The sequence below is a fragment of the Erwinia sp. HDF1-3R genome, assembly GCF_039621855.1.
GTDB lineage: Bacteria > Pseudomonadota > Gammaproteobacteria > Enterobacterales > Enterobacteriaceae > Erwinia.
Genome location: NZ_CP155071.1, coordinates 4591403 through 4610985 on the forward strand (window position 1 = coordinate 4591403; position 19583 = coordinate 4610985).

At 44.0% G+C, this 19583-nt stretch carries 18 protein-coding genes; 1 reads left to right on the plus strand and 17 read right to left on the minus strand.

Annotation, left to right across the window (positions count from 1 at the left end; genetic code table 11):
• Nucleotides 1-19: 19 nt before the first annotated feature.
• The 17 genes from sicA to AAGR22_RS21010 form a co-directional block, all read right to left on the minus strand.
• A complete protein-coding gene (gene sicA / locus AAGR22_RS20930; protein ID WP_345829413.1) occupies nt 20-538 on the minus strand; it encodes a type III secretion system translocator chaperone SicA in 519 nt (172 codons plus the stop codon).
• Between the two features lie 81 nt (nt 539-619).
• Nucleotides 620-1690: an EscU/YscU/HrcU family type III secretion system export apparatus switch protein gene (locus AAGR22_RS20935; protein ID WP_345829414.1), complete on the minus strand. Its 1071-nt coding sequence runs from the start codon at nt 1688-1690 to the stop codon at nt 620-622.
• A gap of 34 nt (nt 1691-1724) precedes the next feature.
• Nucleotides 1725-2498 carry a type III secretion system export apparatus subunit SctT gene (gene sctT / locus AAGR22_RS20940; protein ID WP_345829415.1) on the minus strand — a complete coding sequence of 258 codons (774 nt, stop codon included), beginning with the start codon at nt 2496-2498 and terminating at the stop codon, nt 1725-1727.
• Between the two features lie 2 nt (nt 2499-2500).
• Nucleotides 2501-2758 carry an EscS/YscS/HrcS family type III secretion system export apparatus protein gene (locus AAGR22_RS20945; protein WP_067700209.1) on the minus strand — a complete coding sequence of 86 codons (258 nt, stop codon included), beginning with the start codon at nt 2756-2758 and terminating at the stop codon, nt 2501-2503.
• Between the two features lie 16 nt (nt 2759-2774).
• Nucleotides 2775-3440, minus strand: coding sequence for an EscR/YscR/HrcR family type III secretion system export apparatus protein (locus AAGR22_RS20950; RefSeq protein ID WP_345829416.1), 666 nt, complete (start codon nt 3438-3440; stop codon nt 2775-2777).
• Nucleotides 3427-4359, minus strand: coding sequence for a type III secretion system cytoplasmic ring protein SctQ (gene sctQ / locus AAGR22_RS20955; protein WP_345829417.1), 933 nt, complete (start codon nt 4357-4359; stop codon nt 3427-3429). Before sctQ ends, AAGR22_RS20950 begins: the two co-directional genes overlap by 14 nt.
• A complete protein-coding gene (locus AAGR22_RS20960; RefSeq protein ID WP_345829418.1) occupies nt 4356-5366 on the minus strand; it encodes a type III secretion system needle length determinant, SpaN/EivJ family in 1011 nt (336 codons plus the stop codon). The genes sctQ and AAGR22_RS20960 overlap by 4 nt, the downstream gene beginning before the upstream one ends.
• On the minus strand, nt 5354-5800 hold the full coding sequence (locus tag AAGR22_RS20965; RefSeq protein ID WP_345829419.1) for a hypothetical protein: 447 nt from the start codon (nt 5798-5800) through the stop codon (nt 5354-5356). Before AAGR22_RS20965 ends, AAGR22_RS20960 begins: the two co-directional genes overlap by 13 nt.
• Nucleotides 5790-7082 carry a type III secretion system ATPase SctN gene (gene sctN / locus AAGR22_RS20970; protein ID WP_345829420.1) on the minus strand — a complete coding sequence of 431 codons (1293 nt, stop codon included), beginning with the start codon at nt 7080-7082 and terminating at the stop codon, nt 5790-5792. Before sctN ends, AAGR22_RS20965 begins: the two co-directional genes overlap by 11 nt.
• Nucleotides 7082-7483, minus strand: a complete 402-nt coding sequence (gene spaK / locus AAGR22_RS20975; RefSeq protein ID WP_345829421.1) for an SPI-1 type III secretion system chaperone SpaK — start codon at nt 7481-7483, stop codon at nt 7082-7084. Before spaK ends, sctN begins: the two co-directional genes overlap by 1 nt.
• Before the next feature lie 15 nt (nt 7484-7498).
• Complete coding sequence (locus AAGR22_RS20980; RefSeq protein ID WP_345829422.1) at nt 7499-9547, minus strand: EscV/YscV/HrcV family type III secretion system export apparatus protein; 2049 nt, start codon at nt 9545-9547, stop codon at nt 7499-7501.
• 23 nt (nt 9548-9570) lie between these two features.
• Entirely contained in the window at nt 9571-10710 is a 1140-nt protein-coding gene (gene sctW, locus AAGR22_RS20985; protein WP_345829423.1) for a type III secretion system gatekeeper subunit SctW, read from the minus strand.
• On the minus strand, nt 10701-12344 hold the full coding sequence (gene sctC / locus AAGR22_RS20990; RefSeq protein WP_345829424.1) for a type III secretion system outer membrane ring subunit SctC: 1644 nt from the start codon (nt 12342-12344) through the stop codon (nt 10701-10703). The genes sctW and sctC overlap by 10 nt, the downstream gene beginning before the upstream one ends.
• A 23-nt stretch (nt 12345-12367) precedes the next feature.
• Nucleotides 12368-13129: a helix-turn-helix domain-containing protein gene (locus tag AAGR22_RS20995; protein ID WP_345829425.1), complete on the minus strand. Its 762-nt coding sequence runs from the start codon at nt 13127-13129 to the stop codon at nt 12368-12370.
• 273 nt (nt 13130-13402) lie between these two features.
• A complete protein-coding gene (locus AAGR22_RS21000; protein ID WP_345829426.1) occupies nt 13403-14023 on the minus strand; it encodes a winged helix-turn-helix domain-containing protein in 621 nt (206 codons plus the stop codon).
• A 218-nt stretch (nt 14024-14241) separates the two neighbouring features.
• Nucleotides 14242-15063 carry a winged helix-turn-helix domain-containing protein gene (locus AAGR22_RS21005; protein ID WP_345829427.1) on the minus strand — a complete coding sequence of 274 codons (822 nt, stop codon included), beginning with the start codon at nt 15061-15063 and terminating at the stop codon, nt 14242-14244.
• A 1508-nt stretch (nt 15064-16571) separates the two neighbouring features.
• Nucleotides 16572-18401, minus strand: a complete 1830-nt coding sequence (locus AAGR22_RS21010; RefSeq protein WP_345829429.1) for an ABC transporter ATP-binding protein — start codon at nt 18399-18401, stop codon at nt 16572-16574.
• A gap of 288 nt (nt 18402-18689) precedes the next feature.
• On the opposite strand from AAGR22_RS21010, the gene AAGR22_RS21015 reads away from it, so the two are divergent.
• A complete protein-coding gene (locus AAGR22_RS21015) occupies nt 18690-19577 on the plus strand; it encodes a benzoate transporter (protein ID WP_345829431.1) in 888 nt (295 codons plus the stop codon).
• Nucleotides 19578-19583: the final 6 nt, after the last annotated feature.

Here is a 19583-nt window from a genome sequence, read left to right on the forward strand (position 1 = left end):
TTTTTCCTTTTGATCGTTGCTACATATTCTCGTCGTGATTTTTAGTGGCACCATCTCCCTGGCTTTCATCCTTATTCTGCCTGATGGTATCCATGTATATTTTTGCTTTTATTACTAGTTTCTCATCGGTACAGCGTTGGCAAATGATATCAAAGCATTGTAGGGCTTTGATCACATTGCCCATTAATAACTGGCATTGGCCTGAATGAAAAACAGGATTAAAATTATCTTCAGACATAACATAAGCAAGCGAGTAAAAATCACATGCCTTAATATAATTTTTCTTTAACTGATTAACGGCACCCAGACCAATAAAATAATCAGGATTCTTTAAATCATACATACAAAGAAAGTTGAAGAAATTTTCGGCCTCATCAAGGCGCCCCTCTTTATAATATTGGTAAGCATGTGCATAGATGTTTTCCATAACATCGTCTGGAATTCCGTGGATTTCACGCAATGTTGCACCATGCTCCATAGTGGCCGTCATGATTAGCTCAGCTTCATTTTCAGTGATATTACCTTCCATCGTGCTCATCTGTCTCTCCCAGGTAGGTCACCTCAAACCTTGATGACCTCATTAAAACATGCATATGTCATACGTTCTAATAGATAACGCTCATTTATTCTCTTCGTGATCCGGTCTCTGGTGCTCATTTACCCAGGCATTTTCCACCTGCTCAAGCCAAATCAATATATCAATGACCTCGTCCAGTTCTTCCAGACTTATAAAGGTGTATCTGCGATGTGATTTAAGTATCCGCCGCGCCAGTTTGACGTTCTCAACCACCGGTACCCCCACCTTCTCAGCATAGGCACGCACTGCAAGTGCCCGCTGATTGGTCTCCAGTACCGAGATAAAAGGTATGCCCACTACATTCATGTTCATATAGATGCCCACGGCGATATGAGTGGGGTTAGCGACAATAACTTTGGAGTTCTCAATATCAGATTTGACCTGCTCAGAAAGCAGTTCCATATGAAGCTCTTTACGTCTGGCTTTAACTTCTGGGTCACCATCCTGCTCTTTGTATTCTCTTTTTACCTCCTGCTTTTCCATTTTGAGATCTTTAATATGTAAGAAGTATTCTGCCAGGGCATCCAGCATCAGTACCAATATTGCACAGCTCAGGCATAATGCCACTAACGAGCTAAAAAGCTCACCCCATACGGGTAGGATATGCCGAACAGTCGCATTAACTTGTGAGAAAACAATAAATCTATTATTATCCCAGAATATGAAGGCGGCCACGATAAAACTTGTCAGGAACAGCGAAGATTTAATAACATCTTTGGCCGTACGGAGGCTGAATAATTTTTTAAACCCATTTACGGGATTTAACGCGCCAAAGTTAATTTTTAATGCCTTACTGGCAATCAAAAATCCGGTTTGTAACATAGTAGGTAAAGCGGAAGCAACCACACATAAAAGAAGAAATGGAAGGAAAATTTTAACACCTGTCCACAGGACAGCCCGTGCATAGCTCTCCATATTATTCGTAAAGCCGTTTTCAATAATGAGGCTCCATAGATGCATAAGCTCCATAACACCCGAGAAATTAATAATATACTGTATGCCAACCAAAATAAGGCAGGATATTACTAAATCTTTACTTTTAAACGATTGCCCCTTCTTCGCGGCATCTTTTTTCTTTTTTGGGGTAGGTTTTTCTGTTTTACTTCCGGCCATCACTCCCTCCTCATAATAAGAAACAGTCAGTTTATTAAAAAACTCTGCCTGACCAACCAGAAAGTATATCGGGGAGCAATCCGAGTAATGTAATTTTCCCCGGAAGCACTGGCGTGAAATAAATTAGCAACATAAAAAAAGCAATGATGCTTTTTACAGTGAGTGCCAACGAAAACGCATTTAGTTGGGGAGCGAATCGGGCCAGCAGCCCCAGAAATAGCTCAGTCAATAAAAAAACGACGATGAGTGGGCTCGCCAAAATAAGTGCATTCGTGATCAAAAGGCTCAGGAATCCCAATGTAACCTTAAGGTCAGGTACATTTAATTGGTAGGGTTCCCACAGTAAATAGCTTTTCTCAAATACTTCCAGCATAATAAGTAGCCCGCCATTTTGTAATACCACCACGGCGGCGAACAAATTGAAGAAGTTGGCCAGTTCAGAAGTATCGACACCGGACAAAGGATCAATACTACTACTCAGTGTCGCTCCTCGCTGGTTATCAATAAAACTGCCTGCTGCATGTAACACCCAACATGGCAGGCAGAGGAAAAAGGCAATAATGAGACCTACGCCCAGTTCTTTCCCAATCAGGATATAGAACCAAATATTATCATAACCTGCAACAGGTCCCCCAGCATATGGCCACAACCCGACACCCACCAGCATCGCTACTGGCAGCCGGATTGCGCCCGTCAACGTATTAGTATTGAAGAAAGGCAATAAAATAAAAGCAGGCATCAGTCTGGCTGAGACCATTGCCATCTCATAAAGCCAGGTATGTACATTAAAGAACAGTGCAGTAGACATCTTTAACGAACCAATGCCATACGGATTACCTCACGAGAAAAACTCACTAACACATCGCCGTACCAGCCCGCTACCAAAAATAAACATAGGGTAACACTTAAGAGTTTCAGACCAAAAGGTAGCGTCTGTTCCTGTAATTGCGTGACCGTCTGGAACAGGCCAACTAAAAGCCCTACTATTGTTGCTACCCCTATAGGTAATGCAGAAAGCATCAATATCAGATAGAGCGCTTTATTTCCTGCAAAAGTTATTTCATTCATAGTTTAGTCCGACTCGTCATGAGGCCAGCTCTATGTACTGCAATATCAAACCTTTTGATAATAAGGTCCAGCCATCCAGGACTACGAAAAGCACAAGCTTAATGGGTACAGAAATAGTTACGGGACTCATCATCATCATCCCCAGAGCCAGCAATATACTGGAAATCAGCAGGTCAATAACGACAAAGGGTAGATAGAGATAAAATCCTATTTTGAAAGCACTCTTTATTTCGCTTAAAGCATATGCCGGTAGCAAAGAAAGAATAGATGCTCGTTGCTCTTCCTCAGCAGTACCATTTTCCTGGCTATCGCGTTGAAGTTGCACGCGCTCAAAGAAACTAACCAGCTCAGGATCGGAATATTTTTCCAGATAATTGCGATAGCTGTCCAAACCATGTTCAATAAAATAGGCCATAGACTGCACGCTCTCAACATCCTTTCCTGAATGCTGGTACTCTTCATAACCACTCTTGACCACGGGCATCATGACGAAAAACGCAAGCGCCAGAGCAATACCGTTCAACGTCATATTCGATGGGATCTGCTGCAATCCCAGGGCATTACGTACCATGACGAATACAATAGAAAACTTAATATAACATGTACCACACGCGATGATAAAAGGGAGCAGCGTTGAGAATGCGAGTAGCGCTATTAGCGAAATGTCATTACCTTGAACCATCGCTTGCCTCTTGGTGAAGCTCTTTAATTTCAACTCCCATACGATCTTCAATCCAAACCAGTTCACCGCGGGCAATAGCGGTACCGTTTGCAGTTACTATAACATTCTTTTCAGCATCGATTTGACACGGCAGAACTTCACCCTGATATAACGATCCGAGCTGGCTAATGGAAACTCTTTTTTGTTGCAGGACAAATCCCAGGCGAACAGATATTTTGTCGCAGGGAATAAGTCGTTCAGATTCGCTGTTAACGGATTCATCTTCCTCATAAGTACCATCAAGCATTTCCTCATTATCTTCTTCAAACATAAAACCCTCCTCATTGCGGAAAAAGCTGCCTATTACTGCCAGATTATGAATAATTAAATTTCTGCTACTTTTTATGAGTAGCAGGTCACCCTGTTGCAGCTGTCTTAGCAGGGCAACGGAGATAGCGCTATGTCCTATCTCGAATTGAATATCGACAGGTACGTGGTCTAAAGAATTTCTTTCCTGCACATTTATAAAGGATGTCGCCCTGGGCATTTTACTGATCCACACGCGGCCTTGTGGGGACAGTAATGAATACATTGAACCCACTATTTTCGTACTTTCAACATTCCCTTTACTTTCCAATCGTTGATATTCAAGTTCAGCTGGCAACCCTTCAAGAGGGCGTTTACTGTTGATGAAAAGGGTCTCAAGCTGGTCCACAGACCAACACCTACTGGACATAATGGCGCTCTGTGGCATTACACTTGCAAACCAGCTTTGTAGATCAATGATCCCCTCCCACCCCGTGTCGCTGGTAAACCTGAGTAAACATTCTCCCGGCGACATATTCCGCTGAATCTCAAATCCCTGTTTTGTCCAGGCTAAAATCTGCTGACGCCCTGACATCTCTGTAGTTGAATAGTGGCGAAGGTGATGTCTGATCACGCTTGTTCCTCATCTGGCTGAGGTTGCTTACGCGCATGGTGTGATTGCTCATGTTCCTCCTGAAATACCCATTCAGGCTGCCCGTGATGCTGCCCACCGTGGTCAGACAGGCGCTGATGTACAAGCGTATCCGAAGGGTTCAATACAATAGGTGTACCCTGATTATTATTGATTTGGATATTGACCTGATGGCCTTTCCCCCAATCAGAGAAGGTATAGGTCAGTCTACTGTTTCCCGCTCCCTCATTCTCTCCAGGCGGAGTATCAGCAACCCGTGAGCTTTCTACCATGCTGCCCCATGAAGCGGCATCCTTTGCCACATTCGTCTGCTTAAAAACTTTTTCCTGTACTGGGTCATTGACTCGCTGAGACAGGACAGATGTATTACCAGATAGCTGGTGTAACAGATTCTCCCTCTCAGGATGTCCTTTCCTGTCACCCGGTTCCGGCATTACTCTGTTTTCGGCAGCTTCAACTTTTTTTGCGACAGGATCATCTCTTTGTGATGATGAAGCTAAATGAACCAGTGAAGGATTCAGAGATGTTACGTTCGCTATCTTCATAGCGTCTGAACGGTCTGAGACAGACTGGAGCAGTTTTTTCTGCTCCGGGTTAACCTTTATCTGGTCATGCAAAGGGCCCGTAGGCGTTTTTCTCTTTTCAGTCTCCATCACTGTAATGACGTTGCTTTTTAGATTAGTATCAGCCTTTTCTTGTAAACGCAGAACCCCGGACAGCACCGGGTTATGCACCGGGTTATGCGCCGGATTATGCACCTGCTTAGCCCTGATCTCAGCCAATGCCCCGCCCTGCTGAGATAAAGAGGCCTCCCTGACCTCAGGCTGCGGTGGTAGGTCTACATGCTGGAGCACAGGCAAAACAGTTGTTGCGTTGGTACGCTCTTTCAGTTTTTTATTGACGATGTCATCCAGGCTTTTTGTAACTGATTCGCTAGTTGTCTCTTTAAAATTTCTGTTTGTGGGTTTGACGCTATTTATCGTAGCCATGAAATCCTCTCTTCTGTTTCAGATTCTTCAATTCGCGCATCTATGAGACGTTTTTTGTGACGCTCGGTCATATGCAAGTAACTGTATTTATCCTTTTTCCTAATTAGAAGTTTTCGTTTCTCAGAGAGATTGACTTTTTCCTGCTGGCAGGCTTCACGTTCAATAAAGATCTGCGCTATTTGCATTTTCATATACGCCAATTTTGTCTTAAGTACCCCCTGACGACGCTGAATAGATAGCAGCTGCTCTCTGGTTAATACTCCCGTCGGGTACAGGCTACGGCTCAGGTTAACCAGTGCAATCATTTCTTCATTAATTGAGTCTATACGCGTATTTATGATACGGTACTCACTCTCATTTCTGGCAAGAAGAAGGGTGTTAATCTCTATTTTATACTCTGAACGTACCAATAAATTTTTAATATTATGACGCAAGTCGTACTAACTCCTGCATAATATCGTTAAACGGCGCATGCTCATCGCCATTTTGGTTTAACCATGCGAGTAATACATCACGCTTACCCATAGCGCGGTCGTTTTCCTCATTTTCTCCCGGATGGTATTCCCCTAAATCTACAAATATCTGTAGCTCCGCGAGCTTTGCTAAAATACGGCGTATCTCTGCCGCCAAACGTAGATGTTCCGGTTCGCAGACCTGACTGACAACACGGCTAATGCTGCCCAGAACATCTATAGCCGGATAATGATTCTTCGCGGCTAATTTTCGGCTTAGATAAATGTGCCCATCAAGTATGGAGCGAATCTCATCTGCAATCGGGTCGGGTTCATCATCACTTTCAAGCAAAATTGTGAACCATGCCGTAATACTTCCAGAGTGCGTACAACCTGGTCGCTCAAGTAACCTGGGTAATGAGTCAAATACTGAAGCTGGATAGCCACGCCGTGCCGGAGGTTCACCCGCAGCCAGCGCCACATCTCGTAAAGCCCTGGCATACCGGGTTATAGAATCTAAAAACAACACCACGTTCAAATCAGCATCACGGAAATACTCTGCAATCGTGGTGGCCACTAGTGCGGCGTTGCAACGATCAAGCGATGAATAATCAGATGTTGCATAGACCAGTATACATTTCTGCTGGCGACCCGACTGCCTGAGCGCTTCTGTAAACTCAGTCACTTCTCGCCCACGCTCGCCGATCAAAGCGATAACGAAGACATCCGCATCCGAGTGCTCAATCAGCATGTGCATCAGGGTCGTTTTGCCACAGCCTGCCGAAGCGAAAATACCCAGCCTCTGGCCGATACCGCAGGTAATCAATCCGTCAATCGCACGTATTCCAGTATAAAACGGCTGGCGAATGCCGACGCGATCCTGGTACGAAGGAGGGGGTGAATCTATTGGCCTTATTTCGCTTACAAATCCACCTGCATTATTCGCAAAACGCTCAACAATCTGCCCCGCAGGATCCAGCACACAACCCAGCAAATCCGGGCTAAGCATAACGGAGAGTCCCGATCCCGTTGGGCTAATAATTGCCTCTCTGGACAGACCTTTTGAAGTACCAATCAGACTTAAAATGGTACGTTCGCCATTGAATCCTAATACCTGGGCACGAGCCACTACCGCTGACTGACTCCAACTTTCGCGAATCTCACAAAGCTCTCCTACTTTCACATTAGGTAACACGGCTTCGATAAGAGGCCCAGAAAGTCGCAATGGATGAGCCTGATACCGCAATAAAGCCCCCGTGGCCATTACCGAATGATCCCCAAAATAGCTTCCTGCTGGATGAAAAACTCATCCAATGCCTCAGCAAAACGTGAGCTACTTTCCAGAAAGTTTGGATGCACCAGCCCTTTGAGTTCGATATACCCCTCATTTGTGAAAATCTGGAGCTGTCCGGTGATTGAGAAATGACATCCCTCCATCATTTTCTCCAGAATAGCACTTGCTTTATATTGCATAATGCTATCGCTGGCTTCACAAAGGCGTGACCATATCCAGACATAATTATCATCTAAGCTAATAAGCAGGCTGGGATGATTTTGAAAATCAAGGGAAATTGTAGAGTGTCCATCAAAATCACCCAATATGGATTCATCGCATCCATTTTCTAACAATGCACCACGAATTAAAGAAACAATATCTGTATACATATTACTCGCTCTCTTTTAGATGGTTTTAATGACACTAATTGATACTGTATCGGTTACCTCACCAAACGACATGACCTCAAGATCTTTAAATCGCGCCTCTAAAAATCTTTTTAGAAAGCGCCTAATATCAACTGAGGAGAGTACGACAAGATCGCGACATGAGATCGTCACGTTCTCCATAGCAAGTGAAAACTTATCCATAAGTTCATCAGCAACCGCAGGGTCCAGGTTGAGAAATGTTCCTGCAGAAGTATTCCTGATACCTTGTCTTAATTTCTCTTCAAAATCATTTGAAAGCATGATTACACGTAATGTGTTACCGGCCGAGAACTTGTGGCAAATATATCGGGCCATCGCTCCACGGATGTGTTCAACCAGTGAAATAACATCTTTCTCTCGCGGAGCCCATAGCGCAATAGCTTCCATAATAAGTTTCATGTTACGCACGGAAATACGTTCGCCTAACAGGCGCTGTAATACCTCAGAGATTCGCTGAATGGTGGCATGCCGCATCACTTCTTTCATTAAATCAGGATATTTTTCCTCAAGTTTTTCCAACATATTCTTGGTTTCCTGAACACCAAAATATTCACCAATATGCCTAATCATGATAGCCGAGAACATATAGTAAACTTCATCAATACTATTTCGAAGTTGGTATCCCAATGCAGAAAGCGATTTTTTCTGCCCTTCGTCAACCCATACCATATTATCGATTGTGACAAAGGGGATCCCCATGTGCTCGAGTTCTTCAGAACTGTTAACGACTCGATGATGGTTAAACTTGACGCGAATTAGATCGGCCTTTATCTCATTAATCAGAATTATGACTGTATCTGGATCAGCGTTGGCCGAGGGTTTTAGTGTAATTTCAGGGAGGCTAATACCGTAATCAATGAAGAACTGACTGCGATAGCGATCGGTAAGTCTCTCTTTTTCAAATATATCTACATCATTCTCATTGACAAGAATAATTACAGGCACCGTTTCTGACCGAATACTGTCCAGATCGGTTATCAATCCAAGAGAACTTTCACTATCGCCGGAGGCGGAATCGGGATCAAAACCATCTTCTGCCTGCACGTCCGTTTCTCTCAGGGATTTCTTATCTTTCCAGTATTGATAGTAAAAAACGCCAGCAAGTGACACAGCTAAGATCAGAAATACGGCAAAAGGAAAGCCAGGTAAGCTGCCGATGCCAAGTGCGATAATTGCTCCAATTATTAACACAGAGGGATTTTTGAAGAGCTGATCTATTATGTTTCGTCCCATATTGTCACCATCGCCGTTTACGCGTGTAACAATAAATCCCGCACCAATAGCAATCAATAGCGCAGGGATCTGTGCGACTAAACCGTCACCAATCGTCAGTAGGGTATAAACAGAAAGAGCAGTTGACATATCCATGCCATGCTGCGCAACTCCGACGCTCATCCCCCCGATAAGGTTAATGAAAATAACAATAATACCTGCGATGGCATCTCCTTTGATGAATTTCATTGCACCATCAAAAGAACCGTATAACTGACTCTCACGTTCAACCACGCTCCGGCGTTCTGATGCGCCTGTAGCATCAATTGATCCAGCACGCAAATCAGCATCAATACTCATTTGCTTTCCGGGCATACCATCCAGTGAGAATCGTGCTGCTACTTCGGCAACACGCTCCGCACCTTTGGTGATAACCATAAACTGTACAATGGTAACAATAGAGAAGATAACAAACCCTACAACCAGGTTATCTCCAATAACAAACTGTCCAAAGGTAGCGATAATCTCACCTGCGTCTGCATCATTTAGAATCAGTCGGCTGGTGCTAACCGACAACGCTAAACGAAACAATGTCGTTATAAGCAGCACTGCAGGAAATGTTGAGAAATTCAGGATTCTGTCAATGTAAAATGATGCCAGGAACACCATAATTGAAAGAACCATATTTAAACCGATTAAAAAATCGACCAGATAAGTTGGAAGAGGAATAACCAGCATCGAAATAATAACGACAACCAATACCAGTATAAATAATTCTGGATGATTTCTTATTTTACTTAAAAACCTATTCATTTTTCATACATCCATATATATATTTATTCTACTTCCCGGCGACGTTCAATGTTTTCTTGAAATAATGTCTTATCTGCAATATTTTCAAATTTACTCAGTAGATCATCACGATGTTCCGGTTGACTGAATACTTCATGAGGAAGCCTTTTGCACGAAACATAAATAGTTTGCAAGAGCGTGGCACAATCATGCTTCCTGGCAAAACGAATATAATCTCCTAAGACTTCCTCCAGAAGTTTACTAAGATGCTGAGGATTATCCAGAATACTAAACATAAAATATAGCCAGTCACCCTCCTCCTTGTTGAAATCACGGATTAAGATGTTGTTCAAAATATTCTTAATAAATACAATATCGCACGAACGGATTAGTTTTACCTGCCCAATCCTTCCCAACAGATAGCCAAATTCAATATGGCTACAGCTTGGATCGGCTGAATCAATATCTGCCAGAACAGAATCTTCCATAAAATTAATTACTATCCCACGCTTTTCTATTCCGTAGATGGTAATCCATTCCTTGTAAAGCTCAATCTCACCCTGGTCACTTTCCAGAAAGTCCCGATAGCTTTCGCGCATCAGGGCGGGACTCATCATTAGTTTCTTCCCAAACAAACGCGCTTTCAACGCAACGTTGATGCCGGCTTTCAGACGTTTGGGATCTGCCTCTTTTTCTACCTTAGAGAGAAGATTTTTGAGTCGCTTGCGGACAATTTCATCAATGTCTCTCCGCCGTAGCATCTCGCGTAGCACCAATACAAGATCGCTGTCATCGGGAAAAAAAGCACGTGCCTGACGAAGCAGGTTCTCAATGTTGTTCCCTTCAGTGCCTTTTAAGATCTTTACCAGCTTATCGAATTTCGGTGCAACGTTATCATCCAATACCTGATCGAAGACAGTATCACCCGAAGCGCCCGATTTTTTGTCATAGTCACGACGATTGCGGAACTGCGCCATAGCCGCTGACATTTCATCTGTCGCCTGAGCGAATTTTTGCAACATCGCTGCCGGCGACTCATCCTCAGCGATCTGTACCTCTCCTTCTGAAAGAGCATCACGTCGCTCGGCCTGTTCTGAGCTCACTTCCTTTTCCGTGGAAAGTTGTTCTCGGCGCTGCACATAAAGCTGCATGCCCGCGCCTTCTTTACCTATTCCTAGCGCCATTTTTGACTGTCCAGGTAATTCATCATCCAGTTTTGAAGCTTGTCACTGGAAAAATCACTCTTCATCTCGCCTATCAGTTTACTGGCGTCCGGACTGAGGGGGGCCTCAATTTCACGTGGCTGAATAAGGAAAACGCGCACCATATTCGACCTCCTGTCTCGCGTGTAGCTAAAGAGCTTTCCTACCCAGGGAAGATCACTCAGTAAGGGAATTTTCCCCTCTATACTGGTATCTTCATCACGCGTATATCCCCCGATAAGCAAGCTTTTACCTCTGGGTACCCTGGCAACAGTGCTGATATTTGTGCGCCCTACTTCCGGTAAATCACCCGCTTTAAGCTGCGAGTTATCGAACTGATTACCATCTTCGACGTTTAGCATCATTTCAACCTCGCCGTTTGCCGTGAAACGGGGAAGTACGCTGAGCAGGGTGCCGTAAGTCACACTTTCAAGCTGAGCGGTACGCTCTCCCACCAATTTAGAATAGAAGGTGCGACTATTATCAAAAATGGCAGGGATATTTTCCTGGGTGAGTAACATGGGGCGAGACACAATATTCGCCTGGTTTTTCTCACTTAAAGCCAGAGCGGTCACCATAAAACTTGCACGATCAATCGTACTGGCGCCGCCATTCAAAGAAATACCGAGATTTGAACCTACATTGAGGTTTCCGGTCCACTGGACACCTAAGTTCTCGAAAGCCTCTTTTTGCAGGTCGACAATCCATACCGAGAGTTCTATATGTCGTTTCTGCTTGTCCAGGGAACTTACCAGATTACGAATATAATCAACCTGCTCTGCGCTTCCACGCACCAAAAGACTGTTAGTTCCCGGGTCAGAAATTATGCTCATGCCATTACCCGTTAGCGGGCTTCGGACCTGTCCGTCAAGCATCTGAACATCTGTAATAGGCGATGCGTCTCCTGACTCAGATAAACTATGTGGCCAAACGTCATCATTTTCCACAGGCTTAGTTTGTGTGCGCTGAATACGCCCACCCGAGCTGTTACCATTTGACATAACGCGGTTAACAACAGTGGATATACCAGGGATGATGATTTTATCTTTCCGGTAACTATATTCCCGGTCTTCAACAAAAGTATTATAGAGGGGGATAACAGCGATGTTTTCCCGCCCATCATAACCATCACTTTTTTGATCAAGGTACTTTGCCGCATTCGAAATTAAGTCGATATAGATCGGTGGCCCTGACACGTAGAATGTTGTGTTACGCTGATCAGAACGAAGCGGATAACGCGCATCATATAAACCAGAATTTTTTAAAAAATCATTAACAACATTGAATGATGTGTTACGCAATACAATAACGGCATTTCGAATTTCAGATGCATCGTAAACATAAATAGCCTGACCATCATTATACCAGATCAAACCTAGCTGATCGGATATGGCCGTAAGAACCCCCTGAGGCTTAGTTATATCAAATTCGCCACTTATTTTCTTGCGAACGGCAATTTTACTCAATATAACAGGCTTACGCATAACAGAAGAGATAGCATCAAATATACCTTTAACACCTTCTTCACGTGCAATGTAACCCTGTTGATTTTTACCAGTGGTATAACCATATTGTGGTACGGAAATCATTAGCAGAGCAGAAAAAATAATACTCAATCTTATATGCCAGGGTGATATGATCATGAATCAACTCGCATGTATAAATTTTTTAAATTTCGTGGAGACACTCCGAATGCATCCTTTACTTCATTAGAGAAATGAGACAGGGAGGCGTACCCGTGGTTCATGGCGATAGTCGTCAGGTTGTTACTTTTACTTTCAATGAGATCCAATATTGCTCTTACCAGCCGCCAGTCGCGCATTTCTACCTTAGTCGTGTTTCCTAAAGCCCGGCGCGCAAGCCTCCTGAAGTGGGACACAGATAACCCGTAACGTTGGCTAAGGGCGCTTATGCGTTGAGTTGAGCTGTCACATGACTCCTCCAGCAGAAATTCTACCAGATCGTACCATTCGTTATTCCTTAATGTCTCGCTGAAGGACTTGATGGAATCAGCGTTCGCCAGTGACTGATTCAGGAACCAATATTCAATTTCTCTTGTCGTTGGCTGCATACTCAGGTTCGCTGATAAATAACCCCAGACCCTATTATTTTGATCTTTTTTCTTATTCTGAGCTTTATCAATGAAAACCTGTAATTTTGTAAGGTGAGGGAGATCGAGCCTGGTACAGTTCAGGTTACCCATATCTACAGTAAGCATACAGGGTGTCAATACCAGCATTCCACTATCATGCCTTTCAATACACAATTTTTCGTCTTTATCTTTTGTATTAATCCACACATCACAACCGGAATGATCGGCTTTGATATACAGTAATGAGTGACGTGGGAATTGGTAAGACTCCCCAGCAGTTAAACAATCGTTTTCGATGTTACTTTTCATCACTTACTCTTTTACAGGAAAAATATCATGTTTAGAGTATAGGTAGTTAAAAGCACACGATCCTGATGAAATAATGATGAGAATTCGCTACAGCGCCTCTCATCATATGTCATCTGAAGTATAAACCCAACTAATGTAATTATTAATAATAACTTTAGAACAATTCGCCTACGCAAGAACATTGGTGCTGATAAAACAGGGCCGTAACGCAGCAGCTTCTACTCCCGGATGAAGAATTTCACATGAGCAGGTATCAATTAAACCAGCTTAAAATCAAAAACAATTACTTAAGCTATCAGCTAAATTATGATCAATTTTCTTTATAATTTCCTTTTTTAGTAATGCCACTCGAGAAGAATATAATTTATCTTTTTCAAGATCATCAATCAGTTCGATGGCTATTTTTAACTTATCATTCATAATCAGCTGATATGCGCGGTAAAATTTATCAGTAGAATCATCATGATAAAGATTTTTAGGCAGTGATGAATAAGCTTCTAATGTATGATTTACTACTTCAGAATCCTTAAGCAGCCCCGTGGCTTTCGGTACGATCTCTCTTTCAACGTTGTGCCTTACGCTGACAGGAAATATAAAAATATACCCTTTACTAAAAAGAGTTTTAATATATTTACTTGTTTTGTTCTCTCCGAGTAATTTTCTTAACGCATAGACACATCGCGTAAGTGACTCGTCGTTAATTTCGCCATGCCTCCAAATAGCTCTAATAAGATCTTCTTTTTTTACTACCTGGCCCGCGTTTTCCACCAAAATACTCAAGAGATGCATCTCCTTAGGCGGAACAGAAATTACCCTCTGAGATTTATACAAAACTTCATTATATGTTAAGTAGAAATCACCGAAGCAATATCCTTTGATACTCCTTCTCTGCATTCATAGCCCCTTAGTCTCTTTTCCAGAGAACATTTATCCCATGTTACGTCACCGAGTTCTTATATAAAACGCGGAAATATGCATAATCGATATGGGAACATAGAGGTTTCATGGGGATATCTTTCATTAAGTCAAATGTTGAAAGTATGACCTATAACTTTATCAGAAGCATGGCCGTTATTAACAGGAAAAATTAGCGTCCATTTACTCTTATTAGCTCAGATTATCATGCTGGGTAGTTGACGGACGTGTCCTAACTTTGCTGTGATGTTTATCTTCGACGCATCGTCAGGGTTGACTGATGAAATCATTGTCATGATCACTGAAAAAAGCGCCTGATAGTAAATATTCCTATCGTCCGATAAATATACCGCTTCGCGTTGCACAACGGAATGGTCTTTAGCTCTCACCAGCTCCACCCTGATGATCTCTTGTTCTTTATAGCTAATCTCAGCGCCCGTGATATAGTAATCTGCATTCGATTTTTCAAGAGCCAATAGAAAATTACTGTAACCTTTAAGGGATTGTATGAAAAATGACGAGACAAGCAGGATTGACAGATTATTTTCGTTTTTAAAATATTGCACCCATTCAATCAACTGATCGTGCAGGCAAACCGCGATGTTTTTCCTCTTCATTTCAAAAGGAAACAATGCAATGCTGCATTTTTTGACTAACTGCTTTCTACTTTTACCTGAGCAGCCCACATTTACCAGCTCCTGTTGCTCTGCTACATGCACCTCAGCAAGAAACCGATAACCTTTTCCATAAACTGTTTCGATGAAACGCCTGGCATTCGATTGACCAAGGGCGCGGCGAAGCACATAGATACAGCGTGTCAATGATTCATCAGATACCGTCCCGCCTTTCCAGACATTTCGGATTAAGTCTTCTTTGGAAACTACTGTATTAGCCTGCTCCAATAAATAATGGAGTACCGAAGCCTCCTTTGGGGCCAGCGCAATCCCCCCCTTATCTTTAGCCAGCAGACGTCCATTTATAAAACGAAACTGTTCAAATTCATAGTAAATTGCATTCACGAATATAATTCCTTTTAAAGGTGTGTCTGTATGCCATTGTACTATATTCAGCCTGATCTGGAGTCAGACCTTTTCCCAATGTCCTGGCTGACTCGGGGAATTAGTGGTCCTGTTTTTCTCCCCTGTTACGCAAAAGTCTTTATTAAGAAAAGATTTATGGGGGAATAGTGATACCATAATAAACAATAAATAATTGTTATAAATTAATTCATATTCGCATTACCCTGGAAACGGCGGCACTCTTCTCACCCACGATTATTTATCTTATATATAAATCGACAATTATTGATCTAATGCGGCTACATAAATAGTTAGCTTTTCTTTTGTTTCCTGGTATATCTTTGTTCTGCAAGATGCTACTAACTCTTGGATAGATTAAGGCATTAAGAGTAAAAAATATTCTTATATGCGCAAATTATCGTAAACGGCCCTTAAAAACACCGATTCATTTAAATAAATAAAGAAAAATTGATATAGGATAATTTCCTTTGGTTTTTTCAAAATCAACCGTTGAGATTTATGAGAAATTGTGAGATGTAGGCCAGTCTGTTCCTTCCTGTCCTGTAAATCCTGTTATATCAACGTCGGCGAGCGACTTAAGGATGCCCCTTTAAATTTTTCGTCTTCTTCAAACTAACAACCTTTTGTTCGAAAAGGTCTGTAAACTGGTAAATTCTGGTACTGTTTTTTTTCAAATCCCCCCCCCTGTTAGTTATGGTTTTCTGGCCTCAAATGTAAGCAAGATAGCAGTAAATTTACTTATTACCCGTACCTGGGATAAGGTTCCTTTGCAGTATTTTCGGAAAGGATTTAGTCAAAATGGGACCAGACTACATCCCATTTCCATTACTTATCTAACCGTGACTCTCCTTTGCAACTATAGGATTTTCCGTCATACGTTACATTAACCAAAACACGATAACCGCCTGAATGGTTTGTTCCAACAATCACTGGTGATTTTAACGTTACCAAATTGAATAGTAGTATCCCGACTCACAGTGCCGTACATGTTTGGAAAGGTCCTTATTCCACCTGCTCCATTCTGAAATCGGGCCACGCCTCCTTCTAACGACATCGGTATCATCAATGTGCTGCCATCGAAGCTCATCCTGTCTCCTTTAGATTTTGCCTAATTAGTATACTCTCTATCTCACTCCGTTTCCTTACATGAGTTATCATTTCCTACGCGGGTACAGTTTTAACTCTGGAGCAAATTTCAAACGCTTTCCAGAACTTATCAGACATCAGACCCTCTACTGATCATTTCTTAGAGTTAATTCTTTTTTCTCGCGCTCCATAATCTTTTGCATATAATTCCGCATAGGCGTTTTTCTTCCTGAATGATTTATCAGGACCAATAACTGTTGTTTTGCTACCCGCCAGTAATGTTCCTCTTTCTGAAAGAGAACAATACCTGCTCTGACTTTCAGGTATTGGCCCACCGTTATTCACTCTGCCATCAGATAATTTATTTCGTCCAGTTTAGTCAATACGTCATCTCTATCTGGCTACTCGCCAACAAATCCACCGGTTTGATGATGCCACAGCCGCGCATATAGCCCGCCCTTCGCCAGCAGTTCGCTATGGCTTCCTATCTCCGCAATGCGGCCCTTCTCCAGCACCACCAGTCGATCCATTTTCGCGATAGTGGACAGACGGTGGGCGATAGCAATTACCGTTTTACCGCCCATCAGCGTTTCCAGGCTCTCCTGGATCGCCGCTTCCACCTCGGAGTCCAGCGCGGAGGTCGCCTCATCCATAATCAGGACAGGGGCATCTTTCAGCAGAACCCGGGCAATAGCGATGCGCTGCCGCTGGCCGCCAGAGAGTTTTACGCCGCGCTCGCCAACGTGCGCATCCAGCCCATAACGTCCTTCGGAGTCGGAAAGCAGAGGGATAAATTCGTCCGCTTTGGCACGGTGGATGGCCTGAAGCACCTCCTCCTCAGTGGCATGTGGCCGACCATACAGCAGATTGTCGCGGATCGAGCGATGCAGCAGCGAGGTATCCTGAGTAATCATGCCTATCTGTGCGCGCAGGCTCTCCTGGCTGACCTGAGAAATATCCTGTCCATCAATGGAAATCCTGCCGCCATCCAGGTCATACAGCCGCAGCAGCAGGTTTACCAGCGTCGATTTTCCCGCTCCGGACGGGCCAATCAAACCAATTTTTTCGCCCGGACGGATAGTCAGCTGAAGGTTATCAATCACCCGGCGGTCGTGACCGTAGTTAAAATCAACATTCTCATAGCGAATTTCACCGCTGTGAACCTTAAGCGTTGGCGCCTGGGGTCTGTCGGTGACGCTGACCGGCTGGGCAATTGTTTTCAGCCCATCCTGTACCATACCAATATTTTCAAAAATGCCGTTCACCACCCACATGATCCAACCCGACATATTCACAATGCGTATAACCAGCCCGGTCGCCAGCGCAATGGCCCCCACGCTTATCAGCGACTGCGTCCACAGCCAGAGCGCCAGGCCGGTAGTACCGACGATCAGCAGGCCGTTCAGCGTGGTGATCGCCACATCCATATTGGTCACCATACGGCCCTGCTGGCGGGTTTTCTCGGTCTGATCGCCAATCGCCTCACGCGCATACTGACGTTCCAGATCGCTGTGAGCAAACAGCTTAAGGGTGGTGATATTGGTGTAGCCATCCACAATGGTGCCCATCAGCTTTGAACGGGCATCAGAAGAGGCCACCGAGCGGGATTTTACCCTGGGCACAAAGTAGATCAGACTGATGATGTAGCCCACTATCCAGACCAGCAGCGGGATCATCAGCCGCCAGTCCGCTTCGGCAAACAGCACCAGCGCGGTGATGGCGTATATCAGTACGTGCCACAAAGCGTCCACCGCCTGTACCGCAGAGTCGCGCAGGGCGTTGCCGGTCTGCATGATGCGCTGCGCAATGCGTCCGGCAAAATCATTCTGAAAGAAGTTCATGCTCTGGCGCAGCACATAGTTATGATTCTGCCAGCGGATCATACTGGTCATGCCGGGATTAATGGTCTGGTGCACCAGCAGGTCGTGCAGGCCGATAAAGAGTGGCCGCAATACCAGCGCAACCACGGCCATCCAGATAAGCGTCGACGCATGATCGCTGAAAAAGGTCGCGGCTGGGGTGGCGTTGACCATATCAATAATGGTGCTGAGATAGCGAAAAAGGGCGACCTCAATCAGCGAGGCAACCAGCCCCACGACCAGCAGCAGGGCAAAACTCTGCCATACCTGGCGCAGGTAGTAGACATAAAAGGCCCAGACGCTATTGGGCGGCGTAGAAGCAGGGGCATCCCGGAAGATATCAATCAGTCGTTCAAAGCGGCTGTACAGCATAGTTAAGGCTCACATCTACGGCTAAAGGAATTAATTTTAGTCCATTGACGCGTCGTAAGGTGGACATTTGGGCTGTGTATAAATCCGACACCATACCCTATTTGATGACATCCATGACTACACACTCTCTGTGAACCCGGTCCGCCTTTAACAACATTACCCGCTAAGCCGGTGAAATGGTCCTTATACAAAGCTTACATATTTTGCGCACTAACCTTACGTTTGTAATATCCTAAGCGCTTCTGGCTACGTACGACATGGCAAATAAGAAAAACAGGCCTTAACACTATGATCTATGATTGCTTCACCTATTATGATGAAGACATGCTTCTGGAATTACGTCTTAACACCCTTCACCAGCACGTTGATAAGTTTGTTATCGTTGAATCGCTTTACACCTTTACAGGTAAAAAGCGTGAAAAACTTAATTTCGATATTGAAAAATTCTCCCGCTTCCGGGATCAAATTATTTATGTCGTTAATGAGCACGTCCCAACCGTTCATCAGCATGAATTTGTATCGAATGGATCCGTTATTGCCCCTGGCGAATCCGATCCCTGGGAAAACGAAAGGGTGGCGCGCAACGCGATTATGCGCGGATTAACCTGTGCGAAGGATAACGACATCATCATTGTGTCCGATGTTGATGAGATACCCCGCCCGGAAGCCATCGCGCGATTCAGCCCACGGCACCTGTGCACCACGCTCTATCAACATTTCCATAACTATAAATTCAACGTACAGGTTTTTAATGATGACGGCTCCCCCCGCTGCGCAACGTTAACCAAAATGGTGCATTTCAGTACGCTACGCGACTTCTTTTATGGGCAACCCGAACTGCTGAGGAATGTGAAACGTCGGGGTAATCCCATTCGTGATAACTGGTTTCGCTGGAACTGGTTAAAATACCGAACCCAGGTAGTTAATAACGGAGGCTGGCATTTCTCATGGGTAATGACCGATGCCCGTATCAGCGAGAAGATGTCTACCATCGCCCATACCGAACATGACCTGCCGGAGTTTAATAACCCGGACCATATTCGCCGCTGTGTCGAAAATAATATTGATATCTGGAACCGCCCTCGCAGAATGGAAATCATCCCGGTGACAAAGGAGAATCTTCCTGGCTGGCTGGTGGAAAATCGTCAGCGCTTTGCCGAGTTTTTCAGAAGCTAAATCCCG

What these genes read in the sequence shown, in the direction of transcription:
- sctW (WP_345829423.1), bottom strand. Translation starts at nt 10,710, where the DNA reads ATGGCGCTAGGAATAGGTAAAGAAGGCGCGGGCATGCAGCTTTATGTG.
- AAGR22_RS21010 (WP_345829429.1), bottom strand. Translation starts at nt 18,401, where the DNA reads ATGCTGTACAGCCGCTTTGAACGACTGATTGATATCTTCCGGGATGCC.
- AAGR22_RS20935 (WP_345829414.1), bottom strand. Translation starts at nt 1,690, where the DNA reads ATGGCCGGAAGTAAAACAGAAAAACCTACCCCAAAAAAGAAAAAAGAT.
- AAGR22_RS20950 (WP_345829416.1), bottom strand. Translation starts at nt 3,440, where the DNA reads ATGGTTCAAGGTAATGACATTTCGCTAATAGCGCTACTCGCATTCTCA.
- AAGR22_RS20945 (WP_067700209.1), bottom strand. Translation starts at nt 2,758, where the DNA reads ATGAATGAAATAACTTTTGCAGGAAATAAAGCGCTCTATCTGATATTG.
- sctN (WP_345829420.1), bottom strand. Translation starts at nt 7,082, where the DNA reads ATGGCCACGGGGGCTTTATTGCGGTATCAGGCTCATCCATTGCGACTT.
- sicA (WP_345829413.1), bottom strand. Translation starts at nt 538, where the DNA reads ATGAGCACGATGGAAGGTAATATCACTGAAAATGAAGCTGAGCTAATC.
- AAGR22_RS20960 (WP_345829418.1), bottom strand. Translation starts at nt 5,366, where the DNA reads ATGGCTACGATAAATAGCGTCAAACCCACAAACAGAAATTTTAAAGAG.
- AAGR22_RS21015 (WP_345829431.1), top strand. Translation starts at nt 18,690, where the DNA reads ATGATCTATGATTGCTTCACCTATTATGATGAAGACATGCTTCTGGAA.
- AAGR22_RS20980 (WP_345829422.1), bottom strand. Translation starts at nt 9,547, where the DNA reads ATGAATAGGTTTTTAAGTAAAATAAGAAATCATCCAGAATTATTTATA.
- AAGR22_RS20995 (WP_345829425.1), bottom strand. Translation starts at nt 13,129, where the DNA reads ATGAAAAGTAACATCGAAAACGATTGTTTAACTGCTGGGGAGTCTTAC.
- spaK (WP_345829421.1), bottom strand. Translation starts at nt 7,483, where the DNA reads ATGTATACAGATATTGTTTCTTTAATTCGTGGTGCATTGTTAGAAAAT.
- sctT (WP_345829415.1), bottom strand. Translation starts at nt 2,498, where the DNA reads ATGTCTACTGCACTGTTCTTTAATGTACATACCTGGCTTTATGAGATG.
- AAGR22_RS21000 (WP_345829426.1), bottom strand. Translation starts at nt 14,023, where the DNA reads ATGCAGAGAAGGAGTATCAAAGGATATTGCTTCGGTGATTTCTACTTA.